General features: G+C 30.9%; 20 protein-coding genes and 1 pseudogene. 3 read left to right on the top strand and 18 right to left on the bottom strand.

All coding sequences use genetic code 11. From position 1 onward, the window contains the following. Window positions 1–41: 41 nt before the first annotated feature. The 5 genes from IF125_RS03540 to IF125_RS03520 form a co-directional block, all read right to left on the bottom strand. Complete coding sequence (locus IF125_RS03540; protein ID WP_225541539.1) at window positions 42–359, bottom strand: GIY-YIG nuclease family protein; 318 nt, start codon at window positions 357–359, stop codon at window positions 42–44. Window positions 360–625: 266 nt separating this feature from the next. Then, window positions 626–1,042, bottom strand: coding sequence for a hypothetical protein (locus IF125_RS03535; RefSeq protein WP_225541537.1), 417 nt, complete (start codon window positions 1,040–1,042; stop codon window positions 626–628). Between the two features lie 41 nt (window positions 1,043–1,083). Beyond that, on the bottom strand, window positions 1,084–2,268 hold the full coding sequence (locus tag IF125_RS03530; RefSeq protein ID WP_225541536.1) for a restriction endonuclease subunit S: 1,185 nt from the start codon (window positions 2,266–2,268) through the stop codon (window positions 1,084–1,086). After that, window positions 2,265–3,875, bottom strand: coding sequence for a type I restriction-modification system subunit M (locus IF125_RS03525; protein ID WP_225541535.1), 1,611 nt, complete (start codon window positions 3,873–3,875; stop codon window positions 2,265–2,267). The genes IF125_RS03530 and IF125_RS03525 overlap by 4 nt, the downstream gene beginning before the upstream one ends. 100 nt (window positions 3,876–3,975) lie before the next feature. Continuing rightward, on the bottom strand, window positions 3,976–4,185 hold the full coding sequence (locus IF125_RS03520; protein ID WP_225541534.1) for a hypothetical protein: 210 nt from the start codon (window positions 4,183–4,185) through the stop codon (window positions 3,976–3,978). A 149-nt stretch (window positions 4,186–4,334) separates the two neighbouring features. Here IF125_RS03520 and IF125_RS03515 point away from each other — a divergent pair, with 149 nt between their 5' ends. Next, window positions 4,335–4,754: a hypothetical protein gene (locus IF125_RS03515; RefSeq protein ID WP_225541533.1), complete on the top strand. Its 420-nt coding sequence runs from the start codon at window positions 4,335–4,337 to the stop codon at window positions 4,752–4,754. On the opposite strand, the gene ytxJ is transcribed toward IF125_RS03515, so the two are convergent. From ytxJ to IF125_RS03495, 4 genes are all read right to left on the bottom strand, one after another. Next, complete coding sequence (gene ytxJ / locus IF125_RS03510; RefSeq protein ID WP_225541532.1) at window positions 4,743–5,069, bottom strand: bacillithiol system redox-active protein YtxJ; 327 nt, start codon at window positions 5,067–5,069, stop codon at window positions 4,743–4,745. The two genes, IF125_RS03515 and ytxJ, sit on opposite strands and share 12 nt — an antisense overlap. Window positions 5,070–5,186: 117 nt before the next feature. Next, window positions 5,187–6,173 carry a type II toxin-antitoxin system HipA family toxin gene (locus IF125_RS03505; protein ID WP_225541531.1) on the bottom strand — a complete coding sequence of 329 codons (987 nt, stop codon included), beginning with the start codon at window positions 6,171–6,173 and terminating at the stop codon, window positions 5,187–5,189. Window position 6,174: 1 nt separating this feature from the next. Next, the gene (locus IF125_RS03500; RefSeq protein WP_225541530.1) at window positions 6,175–6,495 is read right to left on the bottom strand and encodes a HipA N-terminal domain-containing protein; all 321 of its coding nucleotides are present in this window, start codon (window positions 6,493–6,495) and stop codon (window positions 6,175–6,177) included. Further along, the gene (locus tag IF125_RS03495) at window positions 6,495–6,701 is read right to left on the bottom strand and encodes a helix-turn-helix domain-containing protein (RefSeq protein ID WP_225541529.1); all 207 of its coding nucleotides are present in this window, start codon (window positions 6,699–6,701) and stop codon (window positions 6,495–6,497) included. Before IF125_RS03495 ends, IF125_RS03500 begins: the two co-directional genes overlap by 1 nt. Window positions 6,702–7,262: 561 nt before the next feature. On the opposite strand from IF125_RS03495, the gene IF125_RS14305 reads away from it, so the two are divergent. Further along, complete coding sequence (locus IF125_RS14305) at window positions 7,263–7,376, top strand: DUF6088 family protein (protein ID WP_225541528.1); 114 nt, start codon at window positions 7,263–7,265, stop codon at window positions 7,374–7,376. Between the two features lie 144 nt (window positions 7,377–7,520). Further along, entirely contained in the window at window positions 7,521–8,312 is a 792-nt protein-coding gene (locus IF125_RS03485; RefSeq protein WP_225541527.1) for a Fic family protein, read from the top strand. A 213-nt stretch (window positions 8,313–8,525) separates the two neighbouring features. On the opposite strand, the pseudogene IF125_RS14380 reads toward IF125_RS03485, so the two are convergent. From IF125_RS14380 to IF125_RS03445, 9 genes and pseudogenes are all read right to left on the bottom strand, one after another. Further along, window positions 8,526–8,654 (bottom strand): annotated as a pseudogene (locus IF125_RS14380) (IS1 family transposase); the annotation flags it as partial. 488 nt (window positions 8,655–9,142) lie between these two features. Further along, complete coding sequence (gene hemH, locus IF125_RS03480) at window positions 9,143–10,171, bottom strand: ferrochelatase (protein WP_225541526.1); 1,029 nt, start codon at window positions 10,169–10,171, stop codon at window positions 9,143–9,145. 233 nt (window positions 10,172–10,404) lie between these two features. Beyond that, the gene (locus IF125_RS03475) at window positions 10,405–11,703 is read right to left on the bottom strand and encodes a cryptochrome/photolyase family protein (RefSeq protein WP_225541525.1); all 1,299 of its coding nucleotides are present in this window, start codon (window positions 11,701–11,703) and stop codon (window positions 10,405–10,407) included. Continuing rightward, a complete protein-coding gene (locus tag IF125_RS03470) occupies window positions 11,693–12,256 on the bottom strand; it encodes a lipocalin family protein (RefSeq protein WP_225541524.1) in 564 nt (187 codons plus the stop codon). The genes IF125_RS03475 and IF125_RS03470 overlap by 11 nt, the downstream gene beginning before the upstream one ends. Then, complete coding sequence (locus tag IF125_RS03465) at window positions 12,240–12,938, bottom strand: lycopene cyclase domain-containing protein (RefSeq protein ID WP_225541523.1); 699 nt, start codon at window positions 12,936–12,938, stop codon at window positions 12,240–12,242. The genes IF125_RS03470 and IF125_RS03465 overlap by 17 nt, the downstream gene beginning before the upstream one ends. Next, window positions 12,938–13,396 (bottom strand): sterol desaturase family protein, encoded by a 459-nt coding sequence (locus tag IF125_RS03460; protein WP_225539248.1) that lies wholly within the window; start codon window positions 13,394–13,396, stop codon window positions 12,938–12,940. The genes IF125_RS03465 and IF125_RS03460 overlap by 1 nt, the downstream gene beginning before the upstream one ends. 4 nt (window positions 13,397–13,400) lie before the next feature. Beyond that, window positions 13,401–13,859 (bottom strand): SRPBCC family protein, encoded by a 459-nt coding sequence (locus tag IF125_RS03455; RefSeq protein WP_225541522.1) that lies wholly within the window; start codon window positions 13,857–13,859, stop codon window positions 13,401–13,403. 3 nt (window positions 13,860–13,862) lie between these two features. Then, window positions 13,863–14,321, bottom strand: a complete 459-nt coding sequence (locus IF125_RS03450) for a hypothetical protein (RefSeq protein WP_225541521.1) — start codon at window positions 14,319–14,321, stop codon at window positions 13,863–13,865. After that, window positions 14,318–15,154 (bottom strand): phytoene/squalene synthase family protein, encoded by an 837-nt coding sequence (locus IF125_RS03445; RefSeq protein ID WP_225539251.1) that lies wholly within the window; start codon window positions 15,152–15,154, stop codon window positions 14,318–14,320. Before IF125_RS03445 ends, IF125_RS03450 begins: the two co-directional genes overlap by 4 nt. Window positions 15,155–15,158: the final 4 nt, after the last annotated feature.

The raw sequence follows: 15,158 nt of genomic DNA, 5'->3' as shown, positions 1-15,158 counted from the left end.
AGGCCCGTAGGGTCATTTCGAGAACCTTAATGACCTTTACACTATCGGTGGCTGAGGCTCTCGAAGCCACCGTCTCTATCCCTATAAGCAATCGCTAACTTTGGAAGCAAATCCAAATCTCCATTTATCAACGCCTCTTTCTTCTTCCTGCTCCAGCCTTGCACTTGTTTTTCTCTATAAAAGGCTTCATCAATACGACTATATTCTTCATAATAGACCAATTTCACAGGTAAACGTTTCTTGGTATGATTAGCTCCTTCACCAGATTGATGCTGTGCTAACCGCAATTCCAAATCAACGGTACTTCCTGTGTAATAACTATCATCCGAACAAAGTAATATGTACATATATCCTTTCATAGTTTGTAATTTAAATCGGCCCTTCAAGGTCATTTCGAGAACCTCAATGACCTCTCCACTACCGGTGGCTGAGGCCCTCGAAGCCACAATTTATAATTCCATTTCTAGGACCCTTCGAGCCCTTCGAGAACCTCAGGGCTCGTAGGGTCCGAATGGTGACTGAAGTTCTTTCGGTGACTGAGGCTCTCGAAGTCACACCCCAATCATCCCCATCATCAAGCGTGGCAACAAAATATCCCGTGCCTCGCGTAAACGTTGGTTTTGGTTTAAAAAGATTTATTCCATGGTGGTAAACAGCCGTAGACTTCAAAGTATCGTTGTAATAACAATCCCTCAACATAACCTGGTAAATCATTATGTTCATCATCCACGGTAACAAACCAATAAATATCCAAAGCTTCAATGTTTTCTTCCTCTATTTTATTCAATAAATAGTATTCTCTTCGAATACCATCCTGTTTATTATTTAATCTATTATTCAATAATTGATCTTTGAATTGACCATTTTGTAACATAGAACCAGATTTTCCTATGTAAACCAATTCCACTTTACCTTTAGCTAATTTTAGGATATAGTAAACTCCTGGTAGATTAGGAACATCTTTACTTTTATCTCTAAGGTTGTCATTTTTTTCGAAGAAAAAATGACCGTTTGTTTTGTATTTTTCTAATTCTGCAAACATGTATTCGTATTTTTTATAGTAGTTTAGTTTTAGTTCACTTTTTACACCTCTATCATCCCCATCATCAAGCGTGGCAACAGAATATCACGCGCCTCACGTAAACGTTGGTTTTGGTTTTGAAGATTTAAAATGTTTTCAAAGCAAGGTTTAGCTATGTTAAAAAATGATTTTAAAATCTCATCATTGGGAACAACAATTTTAGTTTTATCCAAAATTCGCATTGTCAAAAATTTTGTTGAAGCTCCAGAACTTACTATTTTAAAATGTGGTAAATAAGTTCTTAATACTTGATAAACGTAAACCAATGGCAAATCATTTATTTTACTTGTTACGATATAAGTTCTTTGATAAGCATCAAATTTAGAATCAGCATAGAATAAAGCAAAATCACCAGTAGCATTATTCCCTCCTAATAATACTGCCTCGCCTTCAAAGCAATATGAATTAGTTTTATAAACTTCTTTCGCGCAAGTATAGAAATCAAATTCGCCATTTATATCCAAAGCATTTGAATCTAATTTTCCTGTCTTAAAATTTAAAATATTTTTGAAATACAATCTCTCCCACCCCTCAGGTAATCCAGTTTCCTTATTAATCTTTACGGATTCGTACCCAGGAAAACGCATACGCACAAACCATTCTTCATAAGTCTGCTGTGCCATTTCTTCCAAAATTTTGATGCGCTTGAGGTTGTTCTCAATTAAATCATCATAACCTGATAAAATTGAAGCGATCTTCTTTTGGGTTTCGAGTGGTGGAACTTGAAAATTTAATGTTCTAATCTTTTCTAAACTTAAATTATCTTGTGCTGCTCCTTGTGATATCTTTTTAATCCTAACTTGTAATAAATCAAATAAATATTTCACAAATCTAACATCAGATTTAGTATCATCTGGTATAAATCCTACAACAGAATCTGGAAAACAAGCATCAATACCTAATATTGCAGCATCAGCAATATTCGCAGCTATAGTAATACAAAGTGTACCTTTTGGCCATAGTTTACTTTGTGCTAAACCAGCTTCCGAATACATTTGAGAATAATTATAAATTTTGTATTCGGCGTCTTTAACGTCTGCAGTTTGGACAAATGGATATTTATCACCAAAAAGAAAATCAGCATTTCTCGGACGATGTTTAGATTTTCCCCTACCAATCGTACCTAAATCCTCAATCTTTACTTCTTTCCAACCCTTCGGCAGGCTCAGTGCATCGCCCTCTCTCATAATTTCACCGCTTGTATTTGGTTCATCAATTGGTTGGCTTCTTCGTTCAAAGTGGCTAATTCGGTGTGGAGCTCTTGCATACGGCTTTGGTAATCAAAATCCATATCAATATCGATATTCACGCCTACATAACGTCCTGGCGTAAGGCTGTAATCTTGTTCCGCTACTTCATCTATCGTCACAATCTTGCACAAACCTTCAATATCACGATAGGTTCCATCTGGGAAATGTTCATTAAACCAAGCATTATCCGCAGCTACTTCGGGCTTTTCGCCTCTGTAAAGCGCCATAATTGCCGTTAAGCCTTCTAATTGCTCTTCTGAGAAATCGTTAATCGTGGTCGTTACTTTTCGGAATACATTACGTGCATCGATCATCAGGATTTTCCCTTCGGCTCCGCTCAGGGAACGCTTTCTTTTGGCTTTGTCAAAAAACCAAACATGGCAAGGTAATGAACGTGTATAGAAGAAATTATTCCCGATAGAAACAATACAATCTACATTGCCTGTTTTTACCAATTCTTCACGAATGCGTTTTTCGGCATTTCCGGCATCCGTCGCCGAAGACGCCATGACAAACCCTGCACGTCCAGTATCATTCAGGTAACTCATAAAATACTGAATCCAAAGGTAATTTCCATTCCCAATGGTTCCCTTACCCGTTAATGGCGCACCAAAAGGTAAGCGTTTATCTTCTGCTAAGAACTTGTTTTTTGCATCGACTTTATCTACGTTAAACGGTGGATTCGCCATCACAAAATCACATTTTCCATACAAATCGTGCGGATCCGAATAAAAGGAATTGTTATTGGCTATTTTCCCTTCAATGCCGTGTATCGCTAAGTTCATTTTCGCCAATTTGGTAGTACCTGTTTTGTATTCGGTACCGTACACCGTAATGGCTTCGTTTACTTTTTTATTAAGATGATCTTTGATGAAATGCGCCGTTTGCACAAACATACCGCCCGAACCACAAGCCGGATCGTGGATAATCCCGTGGTTGGGTTGAATGAAGTTGACAATTAACTGTACCAAAGAGGGTGGCGTAAAGAATTCGCCTCCTTCCTGTGCACCAGCACCCATCATGGAAAGTTTCATCAAGAAATATTCGTACACACGACCAAAAACGTCGCCTTTTGCATTGCGTACCGAATCGCTATTGAAAATACGAATCAGATTGGCCAACAGATTACTATCTGTATCATCTTCGGGCGTTAAATCGTGGAAGTTTTTCGGAAGAATACCTGCTAAATCTTCATATTCTGCCTCGATGAGCTTCATCGCAGTATTCACCGCTTCGGCCAAATCTTCCGATTCAGGCAAAGCCGCTAAATACGAATATTGCGCTTTCTCGGGCAAATACATCGCACCCATCGCCGCATAATCATCTTTGGTAGCTTCTCTTCGTTGTTTGGTACGTGGATTAATCGGAAGGGTTTCTTCCAATTGAGCTTTCGCTTCTATGAATTTATTCTCAGCAAAACGCAATAAAATCAAACCCAATAACGGGTCTTTGTATTCAGCCGCAGTTAGTTTCGAATTGGCACGCAATTCGTCTGCTGCTTCCCATAATTCTATTTCGAGTTGTTTGATATGTTGTTGTGTCATTTTCTAAAAAATTGCTGTAAATTACTAATAAAGTACCAATAAACATCTAACAAATCTCATAAAAATAGAAACCTCATAAGATTTATTGATTTTTAAAAATCTACTCCTTCGGAATCTCCACGAACACAGCACCAATATATTCTTCTTTATACCCTTTTACTGTCATCATGTGTATAAATGGAAGTAAATCCAACTCAATTGAACTTCCATTAAAAGTTTCTTCTTTCAAATCTAAATTACCATTATAACTCAGGGTTTCTTTCACTTTTTTTAATTGTTCATCAGACAATTCAATTGTAATTATAGGCATATTTTCTTGTTTTTAATTTATATTACAAAGGTCATAAACCATCCCGCCAAAACATGTCTTTTAGATATTTTTATAATTATTTTTTAGACTATCGTAATCTGATAGTTGTGTAGTCATAGGTTTGCTTCATAATTTTAAAATAGAAGATTATGAAATTAAAAGTTCATTATGAAGTCGAAACACTATTCGATCAAGAAACAAAAGAAGTAACAATTAATTCATTTTATAATGATGATCCGATTGTTGCTCGCGAAGAAGCTTTTTCGTTTTTAAGAAATTATATCAATGTTCTGAAAGAAGAAAATCAAGTAGAAGTTGAAACTAAATATTCGGGACCACGAAATCATGCCCAATTTAGATTTGATAGTCGTACCAAAAATTTCGATGATAATTTGAGTACATATTTTGTAAGTCATTTAGTGTTTAAAGACTCAAAGTTAAATAAGGGGTTAAAGATATATGTTGTCGTAGATGAAACTTTTTATACAGGTGAAGATTTTATTGATGAACACGAACGTAATTTAGTTTTCCTGTTAGGAAATCAAACCGAAGATTCTTTAATCGAATAAATCTAATTGTTTCTGAATTTCTTCATTTTTTATTTTACGATGTGATGCATTGTACACACATTTTCCATCTTTTATAATTAGGATTTGCGGTGATTCGTGCTGAACATTGTATCGTCGTTCAATCTCATTAGAGAGTGTTCTATACGTTAATAAATCTAAATAATTCAGTTCAAAATCGCTTTCTTTTACAATATCCCAAATTATATCACATAACCCACAAGTTGTACTGTGTTTATAAATAATTTTTGGTTGATTAAAAGATGCTTGATCAATTTGATCTAAGTGATCTAAAGTTGTAATATCTATTTTTTTCATTTTTATTTCTATTATTTCGCTTATAAAATTACGTTGAAAAGAAAGAATAACCTATTCTATTTTCGTTATTGGTTAAATTATAAAAAATGTTTTAAGGAAATCTCCTTGTTCATTTTTTTACTTTACAATTATTTTCAGTTTCTTCAATCGAAGCTGATAACTTTGCAAATAATTTCGTTTTAGCTTTTCTGATAAGTAAGATTTACCAATTAAATCTACCACTTGATCTTCTTTCGAAGTTAGATTTTGAATGACTTTTATGATCGATTTTTCTGTCATTTCTGCTTTTTCTCCCAATACAATGAATTGATCAATAACTTTTCCTTTTGAATTGGATTTTGGTAATAATCCATCTTTTAAAGCAAAATCAGCATCCTCGATATGAATTTTAGTATTTAGTAAATCATATGCTGGACTTAATTTAAAATCTCCTTGTTGAGTTTCTATTAAAGAAAAATTCTTTAAATGAGCATCTCCATTTGAAAACAGATAATTGAATACGATTAATGTATATAGCTTAGGTGCTTCTACTTTCCATGCAGGAACATATTTTTTCAATGCTTCAAATAACTCCAGATAATTCCCTTCATACTTATATTGTTCTCCATCAGTTGCAGGAGATTTCCCTAATAAAGAAGCAAAATCTTCTACTGCTAATTTATCTCCAATTTCATTGTAATCAAATCGTTTAGTAAGATACGCTGGACTTCCATCTTTAAAAAATACCAATGCATTATCAGCCGTTTCAATTTTAAAAATTTGTTTCGCGATTTGCATCGTTAAATGTTCATTTGCTGGTGCAAATTCACTATTTTTTGGTAAATCAGAAATTGGTTTTAAAATATAGTGACCACTTTCGTTTTCATTGGTTAATCTTAGTTCTTTTCCATCAAGAATTAAAGAATATTTCTCTTGAAATCCCGAAATAGAAATATGTGTTTGATTTTGGTTAAAACTACTTTTATCCTTACGATCAGTTGGCGAAGTATAATTTAAAATTGGATTCACTTTTTTTCCATTAAACAACTTCTTTAATACACTTGGACTATATGTATTAAAATTTTCTTTTAAAGAACCGGGACAATTAATTAATTCTAATTTCATTTTACACTCTTTCTATTGTTACTGCACCAATTGTATCTACTTTAGATGCTTTCAATAAAATTCCAAAAGCATCATCTTCATCAATCTTATATGTTTTACAAATCATTCGTTTATTTACACCTTCAGGTAATAGATGATAGAAAAAAGGAAATAATGATTCTGATTCGAATTCAATTTGATTTTTAGGCAATGTTAAACTGACTGATGGTTTAGATTCATCTGATAGCCAATTCTCATTGTATTTAAAATGAAAACGACCATTATCTAATTGAGATAATATGCCTGCTTTTTTGCCTTTGTATAGGATATTTGCTACTCTCATTATTTAATCGATTTAACTTCTAATTTCATCTCTAATCCTAACGCATCACATAATTTTTGCAATGTTTCTAAGGTGGGATTACCTTTACCACTTTCAAATTGTTTTAACGTTCGTAAACCAACTCCTGAAATTTCAGCCAAAGTTTCTTGTGATATCGCTAAAACTTTACGACGTTCTTTTATCTGTTCGATTATTAATAGTGTCATATATTGCACTTTTATTGTAAATTTAGATATAAATCTTATATTAAACAAGAAAAGTGCAATGAATTGCACTTTCTAAAGAGTGTTGCTCGTTTTTAGTCTAAAAGCATATAAATAGTGCAATATATTGCACTTAATAAATCTTAATTTGAAAAACAGAACTAAATAATGGGGAGGTTAGATGGATTTGAAAAAGCTAACCCAAGCTATATTTGTAAACTTATAAACTTTAAATACAGTGCATTTTTAAAGATATAGGTCAAAAAAACGTGAATGATGAATTCTTAAATCTAATACATTCTACTATGCTACAATTAAATAATGTAGTCATTCAAAAAACAATTAAAGTACACTCCTAGGTTTACAAGATGATATTTTCAAACTAACAGTAGATGAATGATGAATTTGGGCGAAAGTTACAAGATATAGAATTACTATAATTATATATAATGTCACAAATTTAGTTAAAATTTGTTACAAATATTACAGTATAAATATGACATAAACATCTAAAAATCAAATAGAAACAAAGGTTTAAAAATCTCCTTTTGGCGAAATATTTTTTTGGATGACTTTATTGATTATAGTTCTTCTGATAATGTTCGTAAAGTATTATTGTACTTAGAACTAGAAAAAAAAGGAAAACGTATAGCACATGGTATTTATCTTAAGTTCTGATAAAAATTCTTTTGACATCGCACAATTCTATTATATCTTTGCTTAGCGCTTCATCCTCTATCTAGAATGAGGAATTGTTTTTAGAATACATATTCCACAATCCTTTTAATTTTTTATAAAAAGTCAAGATAAGCTCAATTAAAAATGGAATCCTTAATAAAAAAATATAAAGAACTTGGAATAGATAGAACAATCGATCATGATAAGTTTAATCTAATTTCTGTTGTTTATCATTCAACAGTATTGGAGGGATCAACTTTAACTGAAATTGAAGCTTCAGTTTTAATTAATGATGGTTTAACTCCTAAAGGAAAACCTTTAGAACATTCTTTAATGGTAACGGATCATTATAAAGCTTTAATTTACATACTTGAACAAGCTAATAATAAAACACCTATTTCTGTAGAATTAATTAAAAATATTGGAGCATTTGTTTTAAAAAATATTGGATCAGTCTATGAGACCATGCTTGGAACTGTTGATGCTACTAAAGGAGAATTTAGAAAAGGAAATGTAATGGCTGGAAATACTTATTTTCCTAATTATGATAAAGTGGAAAGGTTGATGAATGATTTGGTCATTAATATTCAAAATAAAATGAGTACAATTCAAACCATAGAAGATCAATTAAATTTATCTTTTGACGCTCATTTTAATATGGTGTCAATTCATCCTTTTTATGATGGAAATGGAAGAAGCTCGAGATTATTAATGAATTACATTCAACAATATTACAACCTTCCTCTAGCAATCGTTAATTCAGAATCTAAAGTAGATTATATCGAGGCTTTAATTGAAACTAGAGAAAAAGATGACATATCTATTTTCAGAGATTTTATGAAAAAAGAATACTCTTCTCAACTGAATGAAGAAATTGAAAAATTTGAAAAAATAATTAAACCAAATAAGGGACTTGATTTTAAATTTTTATTTTAATTTATTTTCTTCATACAAATATTAAATTCTGTACTTTGACATAGACGAACAGGTTATTTAAAAGCAATTGAAATATGTACCTGTTTGGATTCTTAAATAGATTATTCTCCTTGAAAAAAAATTCAAGAATTATTTAACCAATAATATTAAATTGTAATAAATAAGATTGATTCTTTTATCGGATATTACTAATATTTCGTTAAAATACTAATACTTTTTGTACACCATGGTTGTTGAGATTTTTAAATAACGAGCTGTACTTCTTATACCCAAACCTTCTTTTGTCAGCTGAACAATATTGTAATTTATTGTTGTGAGATAAGCATTGTAACTATAAATTTCAACTCTTGTTTGTTGACATGATACTATTTTATTTCAATGAACTTTCTTTCCCGATGTCGCGGATTTGCAATCCGTGACTTTATCTATACAATTCTATTGTTGTTATGGTTATAAAATATACACTGCTACTATCGGTTGCTTTGTATTTTGTTGACATACTACGCCCGATGTCGCGGATTTGCAATCCGTGACTTTATCTATACAATTCTACTGTTGTTATGGTTACAAAATATACACTGCTACTATCGGTTGCTTTGTATTTTGTTGACATGATACTATTTTATTTCAATGAACTTATTTTCTATTTTTTTATAGCACGGATACCAAGTATAAAGAGAGAAAATTCTACAACTGTAATCGTAGCTTTTTTTTGGGGAAGATTACAGGACGTACCCACAATAATAACCCTACATTATAGAATCACTTATAACAATTAAAAGTCTATGTAGAATATTTGAATTTAATCTATAATTGTTAAATATTTAAGATTATAATAAATAAAAATCATCTATTTTTTCTTCACATAAAGATTTGATTACATGTATCCATGAATCATTATCATTTAGACATGAAATATACTCATAAGCTTCTCCCCCATTATCAATAAATATTTCTTTTCCTTCCATTGCTATTTCCTCTAGAGTTTCCAAACAATCAGATACAAATGCAGGGCAAACAACTGCCAATTTTTTTATTCCTTTTGATGGTAAAACTTTTAAAGTAGAATCTGTATATGGCTCAATCCATTTATCTTTTCCTAGTCTAGATTGAAATGAAACAATTGTTTTTTCGCGAGATAAATTTAATTTTTCTATAACTTTTTTTGTTGTCTCAAAACATTGATGACGATAACAGAATTGATGACTTGGATTAAATTCTCTATCACAACAGTCACTTAAATTACAAGTCCTTGTAGGATCTGTTTTATAAATATGTCTTTCTGGGATACCGTGGTAAGAAAATAACAGCCCATCAAAATCATTCGAAAACTTGTCTTTTATACTTTCAACAAGACAATCTATATATATATCTTTATTATAAAATGGTTCCACATAATTTATTTTAATAGATGGAAATTTCTCTTTTCTTACTTTTTCTGTTTTTACAACTACAGATTCTGTTGTACTCATAGCATATTGAGGATACAATGGAAATAGTACAATCTTATTGACTCCTTTCTCAACTAGTTTAGAAATTCCATTTTCTATACTAGGCTCAGCATATCTCATTCCTATTTCAACAGGAATATCAACAATATTTTGTAATTTATTTTTTATTTTTTCAGTAATGACTATTAAAGGAGATCCCGCATCTGTCCAAATTTTCTCATAAGCTTGTGCGGATTTTGAAGGTCTTGTGTTTAATATAATTCCTTTTACTAAAAGTGTTCTTAAAATCCAATTATAGTCAATAACTCTTTCATCCATTAAAAACTCTCCAAGATACTCTTTTACGTCATTTACGGATGTAGATTTAGGTGATCCTAAATTAACTAATAATATTCCTTTTTTACTCAATTTATTTACTTTTATGGTTACTAATTTTTTTTAATCTAAATCTTTGATAGAAAGTTTTTACAAACCTCACTTTTACTAAAGACAATAAGGTGCATAATTGAATCCAGCTTGAAATTTCAGTATGGATGTAGATACCTTCTAGTGAAGTTTTGAAATTAATTCTTCAGAAGCAGAAAATGTGGAAAAATATATTATAATCGTTTAATATTTTAAATCATTATTATTCTTTCATTTTACTTCTTAAATGCTTCGTTAAAAATGCTTAAAACTCTATTTCGAGCAAAATTATGAGCAACTATAGGAGAAGGATAATCATCAGTTTCAAATTCTGAGACCCACTTTTTGATGTAAAGATATTCTTTATCAAATTTTTCTGTCTGAAGTGTTGGATTAAAGACTCTGAAATAAGGAGCTGCATCACAACCTGATCCAGCGACCCATTGCCAATTTCCGTTGTTTGCAGACAAATCATAATCGTTTAGTTTTGACGCAAAATAAGCCTCGCCCCACCGCCAATCGATGAGTAGGTGTTTGCATAAAAAACTTGCAGTTATCATTCTTACTCTATTATGCATAAAACCAGTTTGATTAAGTTCTCTCATTCCTGCATCTACAATAGGATAACCTGTTTTTCCATCGCACCACAGCTTAAATTCTTGTTCATTATTTCTCCATTTTATTTCATTGTATTTAGCTTTAAAAGGTTGGTGAACAACATATGGAAAATGGTAGAGTATTTGCATAAAAAATTCTCTCCAAATTAATTCATTGAGCCATGTTTCATTTAGCTCTATCGCTAACGCAACACATTTTCGTACACTAATCGTTCCAAATCTAAGAGCTATACCTAATTGGGTTGTATGTTGTAATGCAGGATAATCCCTATATTTATGATAATTTTGAATAATTTCTTTATTTAGCTTTGGCTGTTTGAATAAAATTGATGTTTTTAAAAAACCAATTTCTTTGAGTGAAAGAATCGTTTTGAATTCTGTTTTCAAAAATTTGCTGTAATCAGGGTTATAACATTTATAATCTTCTGTTTTCAAAATTTGTTTCCATTTTTTTGCATACGGCGTATATACTGTATAAGGAGAACTATCTTTCTTTAAAATATCTTTCTTGTCAAAAATTACCTGATCTTTAAATGCTTTAAACGAAATGTTAAATAACTTAAAATAATTGTAAATCGAAGTATCTCTTTTAATTGCCAAAGGTTCATAATCACGATTACAAAATATAGAATGAATAGCAAACTCAGTAGAAAGTTGCTGAAAAATTTTGAGAGGATCACCATAATATACATTGAGACTTGTCCCAAAAGATTTTAATTGATTATTAATCTTTTGAAGCGCTTGATGAATATAATCCACCCTCCTATCTTTCTTGTCATCCAGTTGTCGTAAAATACCTTCATCAAAAATAAAAATAGGTAACACAGGAACTCCAGATGAAAGAGCGTGGTACAGCCCAACATTATCTTCTAAACGAAGATCTCTTCGAAACCAAAAAATGGAAATTTTATTTTTCATTTAAAAATGGATTATCATTTCTATTATGTTCTACCCAAACCAAATTGGATATATCATAACCAATTTCTGAAGCTAATGCAAGAAAGTTTGTTTTAATATTATCTGGAATATCTTTCGTCCTAGATAAAATCCATAAGTAATTTAGATTTTTACCGATAACCAAAGCATATTGATAGTTTTCATCCAACGCAATTACGTTATAACCAGCATAAAAAGGACCAAAAAAGCTTACTTTTAGCTTTCCAATTTGCTTACCGTCTCTAAATTTTGCTTTACCTATAGCTTGCTTCCATACTTGTTTATCCTCATTAAATCCGCTATTTGAAACCACTATATTCCCTTTTTTATCAAAACTGTAGTTAGCGGAAACATTATCCAAGTTCTTCTCAAAACGAAAATCTAAACGAGCGATTTCATACCAAGTACCTAAATATCGATCAACTTCAAAATTTTGAACAGCTTCTGCCTTTTTAGGAATCGAGGAACATGAATTTGAAAGTATCAGTAAGCCTACACATACTACAATTAATAGTGTTTTATTTTTTATTTTCATGTGATTTTGATTTAAATTGTTTAAAAAAATAGAGAACTAAAAGAAATTGCATATATCCATACACAGAATCTTCTATTGGTATAGTTCCCATTCTGATTCCCAAAAAATCATCAGGATTATAATTTACAATTGGTGATTCTAATCCTGTACCTGTTAGAATACCATTTACAGGAAAAAAACCAAGCATAAGAATAGTGAAAACAAACGAAGCTTTTCCTATCCAATCGACACGACGAACAAAGTGAAAGTACATTAAAACAACCAATGTTATAACAGCTGTTAATAGTGTATAAATTCTATCATAATAAAGTAAAGCGACAATTGAACAAACAATCACACTAAAAAAAACAATCAGGTTATTAAAACTGGAAAGCCAGTCTAATTTAAAAAATTTATCAAAGCAGAAATAGGTAAATATACATGAAAAAGGAATACAAATAAAAAATAACCACTCTTCTATAGGTAAACCTCCTATTACAAAACCAAGTGTATAATCTGTATTAAACCACCACACTCCTTTAGCTGTAAACCATATATCCCATGCTATAAATGGAATAGCTACTACACTTGCAGCTTTTATAAAAGAACCAAAATAACGGTTAAAAAGAATACGAGAGTCAAAGGATGATATGAAACAAATGATTATTGTAAAAAATAAAATCAAAATATAAGTATAAGACATCATTTTTGAGTAGAATTAAAATACATTTTAAAATATTTGAAAGGAACATAAAGAAATCCAAAACATTCACCATCTTCTTTAGTAAGGTGTTTATGATGTTGTTTATGAGCCCTTCGTAGCGCTAGAAAATAAGGATTTTTTACTCGACTAAAACATTTCAGTCGTTGATGAATAAAAACATCATGCACAAAAAAATACGCCATGCCATAAAGCATAATTCCTACCCCAACAAAAAATAAGTAATTATAACTATTGAGCGAACCAAAATACATCAAAGCAATAGTCGGAATCGCAAATATCACAAAAAAATAATCGTTTTTTTCAACTGATCCTTTATGGCTATGGTCATGATGATCTTTGTGGAGAAACCATAAAAATCCATGCATCACATATTTATGAATAAACCATGTAACAGGCTCCATAAGCACAAATACTAGCAACACCAAAAATAAATTCATACACCTACTTATTAAATAATTGCTTTAAGACTTGATGACGATAATCAAATATTTTATTCAATTTTTTTTTCACCAAAAGAGAATGAACAACATTTCCAAAAACTCCAAAAGGAAGCTCGTATTCTACTGTATCTTTCATTAAAATCCCCTTTTCATTGGGAATAAATTCATGAAAATGTTTCCAATATTTATATGGTCCTTTTTGTTGAAAATCTGTAAAGCTTTGCTGCAGATCTACTTGAATAATCTTTGTCTGCCATTTCAAAGGAATACCCAATAGTGGTGACACACTATAATTGATGAGCATACCTTCAAAAATTGGCTGATCCTGATCTTCTGACAAAACTGTAAAAGCCATATCTTTTGGTGTAATTTCCGAAAGATTCATTGGAGAAGAAAAAAATCGCCAAGCTGTATCAATATCACAATACAGCTGTTGTTCTCTATACAAACGGTAATTCATCACTTATTCGTTTAAAATTTTTTCAATATTTCTACGCAAATTTATAGACGATATTTTATGCCTGTTTTCCGATAAGATTTGCGTATCTTCTTCAACCTTTGAATAGTAGTTCAAAAATGAGGGTGTGTTTTTTTGTACTGATAATCTAATAAACCTCAATTCTAAATTTTCAGGTTCTATACGTATAGCCTCCTCTATATTCTTTTTACCTTTATTAAAAGTTTTAAGCTTATTTAATGGATTAGACACGTGCTTGGAATTAATTGTTTGAGCACCACCTAAATACCCCAAATAAATAGCAGATATATTTTTTATATGGTCCAATTCAACTATTACATTTGCACATAATTCTTTGTCATTAGATAACTTAGCATAATTAGCCCTTAGCTCTTCTAGAACTACCTCAGTTTGATTTATAAAACCTATAAATCCCACCATGAGAAACCCTAACATTTTAATCATAACCAAGCAGCTTTATATCTTAAGTAACTTTTAAACGCAACAAAAGCTTTTTCAGAATTAGCTATTCTAATTCTTCCATTTAAAATTTCTTTGGATGATTTTTTTTTGATCTTCTTAAATAAAGAAAGATAGTATTTATATGCTAGATAGACTCCAAAAATAGACGAAGCTGGAAGTTTTTTAATTCCAATTAATGCTTCATGAAATTCTTCTTCAATTTCTTTTTCTATCTCGTATTTTATCTTATCATCAAAACCACTTATATCAACATTCGGAAAATAAGTTCTACCCAAAATATGATAATCCTCTTTCAAATCTCGAAGAAAATTAATTTTCTGAAAAGCAGAGCCCAATTTCATCGCATAAGGTTTTAATTCTACATACTTATCTTTATTACCATCTGTAAAAACTTGTAAACACATGAGTCCTACTACTTCAGCAGAACCTAGAATATAGGTTTTGTATAAGTCCGAGTTATATTCTATTTGTTGCAAGTCCATTTCCATACTACTCAAAAACTGATCGATAAGCTCTTTATCAATCTTATAATAATTTACAGTCTCTTGAAATGATTGTAAGATAGGGTTAAGCGATATCCTCTCATTTAATGCATGCAAAGTTTCTTTTCTCAATCTTTTTAAAAGTTTCTCTTTATTATAATCATGAAAACTATCTACTATTTCATCTGCCAACCTAACATAACCATAAATCGCATAAATAGCCGATCGAATAGAAGGTTTTAAGGCAAGAATACCCAAAGAAAAACTTGTGCTATATTTTTGAGTTGTCATCTTACTCACCGAATAAGAAAGCTCATCAAATAATTGTTTCATACGG

This window comes from Empedobacter stercoris (assembly GCF_020281205.1).
GTDB classification, from domain to species: Bacteria; Bacteroidota; Bacteroidia; order Flavobacteriales; family Weeksellaceae; genus Empedobacter; species Empedobacter stercoris.
The sequence above is the reverse complement of the archived record's forward strand: the minus strand, read 5'-3'. Positions and strand labels throughout refer to the sequence as shown.

Coding starts and splice junctions, on each gene's coding strand:
- IF125_RS03540 (WP_225541539.1), bottom strand. CDS start 359: ATGAAAGGATATATGTACATATTACTTTGTTCGGATGATAGTTATTAC.
- IF125_RS03535 (WP_225541537.1), bottom strand. CDS start 1,042: ATGTTTGCAGAATTAGAAAAATACAAAACAAACGGTCATTTTTTCTTC.
- IF125_RS03530 (WP_225541536.1), bottom strand. CDS start 2,268: ATGAGAGAGGGCGATGCACTGAGCCTGCCGAAGGGTTGGAAAGAAGTA.
- IF125_RS03525 (WP_225541535.1), bottom strand. CDS start 3,875: ATGACACAACAACATATCAAACAACTCGAAATAGAATTATGGGAAGCA.
- IF125_RS03520 (WP_225541534.1), bottom strand. CDS start 4,185: ATGCCTATAATTACAATTGAATTGTCTGATGAACAATTAAAAAAAGTG.
- IF125_RS03515 (WP_225541533.1), top strand. CDS start 4,335: ATGAAATTAAAAGTTCATTATGAAGTCGAAACACTATTCGATCAAGAA.
- ytxJ (WP_225541532.1), bottom strand. CDS start 5,069: ATGAAAAAAATAGATATTACAACTTTAGATCACTTAGATCAAATTGAT.
- IF125_RS03505 (WP_225541531.1), bottom strand. CDS start 6,173: ATGAAATTAGAATTAATTAATTGTCCCGGTTCTTTAAAAGAAAATTTT.
- IF125_RS03500 (WP_225541530.1), bottom strand. CDS start 6,495: ATGAGAGTAGCAAATATCCTATACAAAGGCAAAAAAGCAGGCATATTA.
- IF125_RS03495 (WP_225541529.1), bottom strand. CDS start 6,701: ATGACACTATTAATAATCGAACAGATAAAAGAACGTCGTAAAGTTTTA.
- IF125_RS03485 (WP_225541527.1), top strand. CDS start 7,521: ATGGAATCCTTAATAAAAAAATATAAAGAACTTGGAATAGATAGAACA.
- IF125_RS03475 (WP_225541525.1), bottom strand. CDS start 11,703: ATGAAAAATAAAATTTCCATTTTTTGGTTTCGAAGAGATCTTCGTTTA.
- IF125_RS03470 (WP_225541524.1), bottom strand. CDS start 12,256: ATGAAAATAAAAAATAAAACACTATTAATTGTAGTATGTGTAGGCTTA.
- IF125_RS03465 (WP_225541523.1), bottom strand. CDS start 12,938: ATGTCTTATACTTATATTTTGATTTTATTTTTTACAATAATCATTTGT.
- IF125_RS03460 (WP_225539248.1), bottom strand. CDS start 13,396: ATGAATTTATTTTTGGTGTTGCTAGTATTTGTGCTTATGGAGCCTGTT.
- IF125_RS03455 (WP_225541522.1), bottom strand. CDS start 13,859: ATGAATTACCGTTTGTATAGAGAACAACAGCTGTATTGTGATATTGAT.
- IF125_RS03450 (WP_225541521.1), bottom strand. CDS start 14,321: ATGATTAAAATGTTAGGGTTTCTCATGGTGGGATTTATAGGTTTTATA.
- IF125_RS03445 (WP_225539251.1), bottom strand. CDS start 15,154: ATGAAACAATTATTTGATGAGCTTTCTTATTCGGTGAGTAAGATGACA.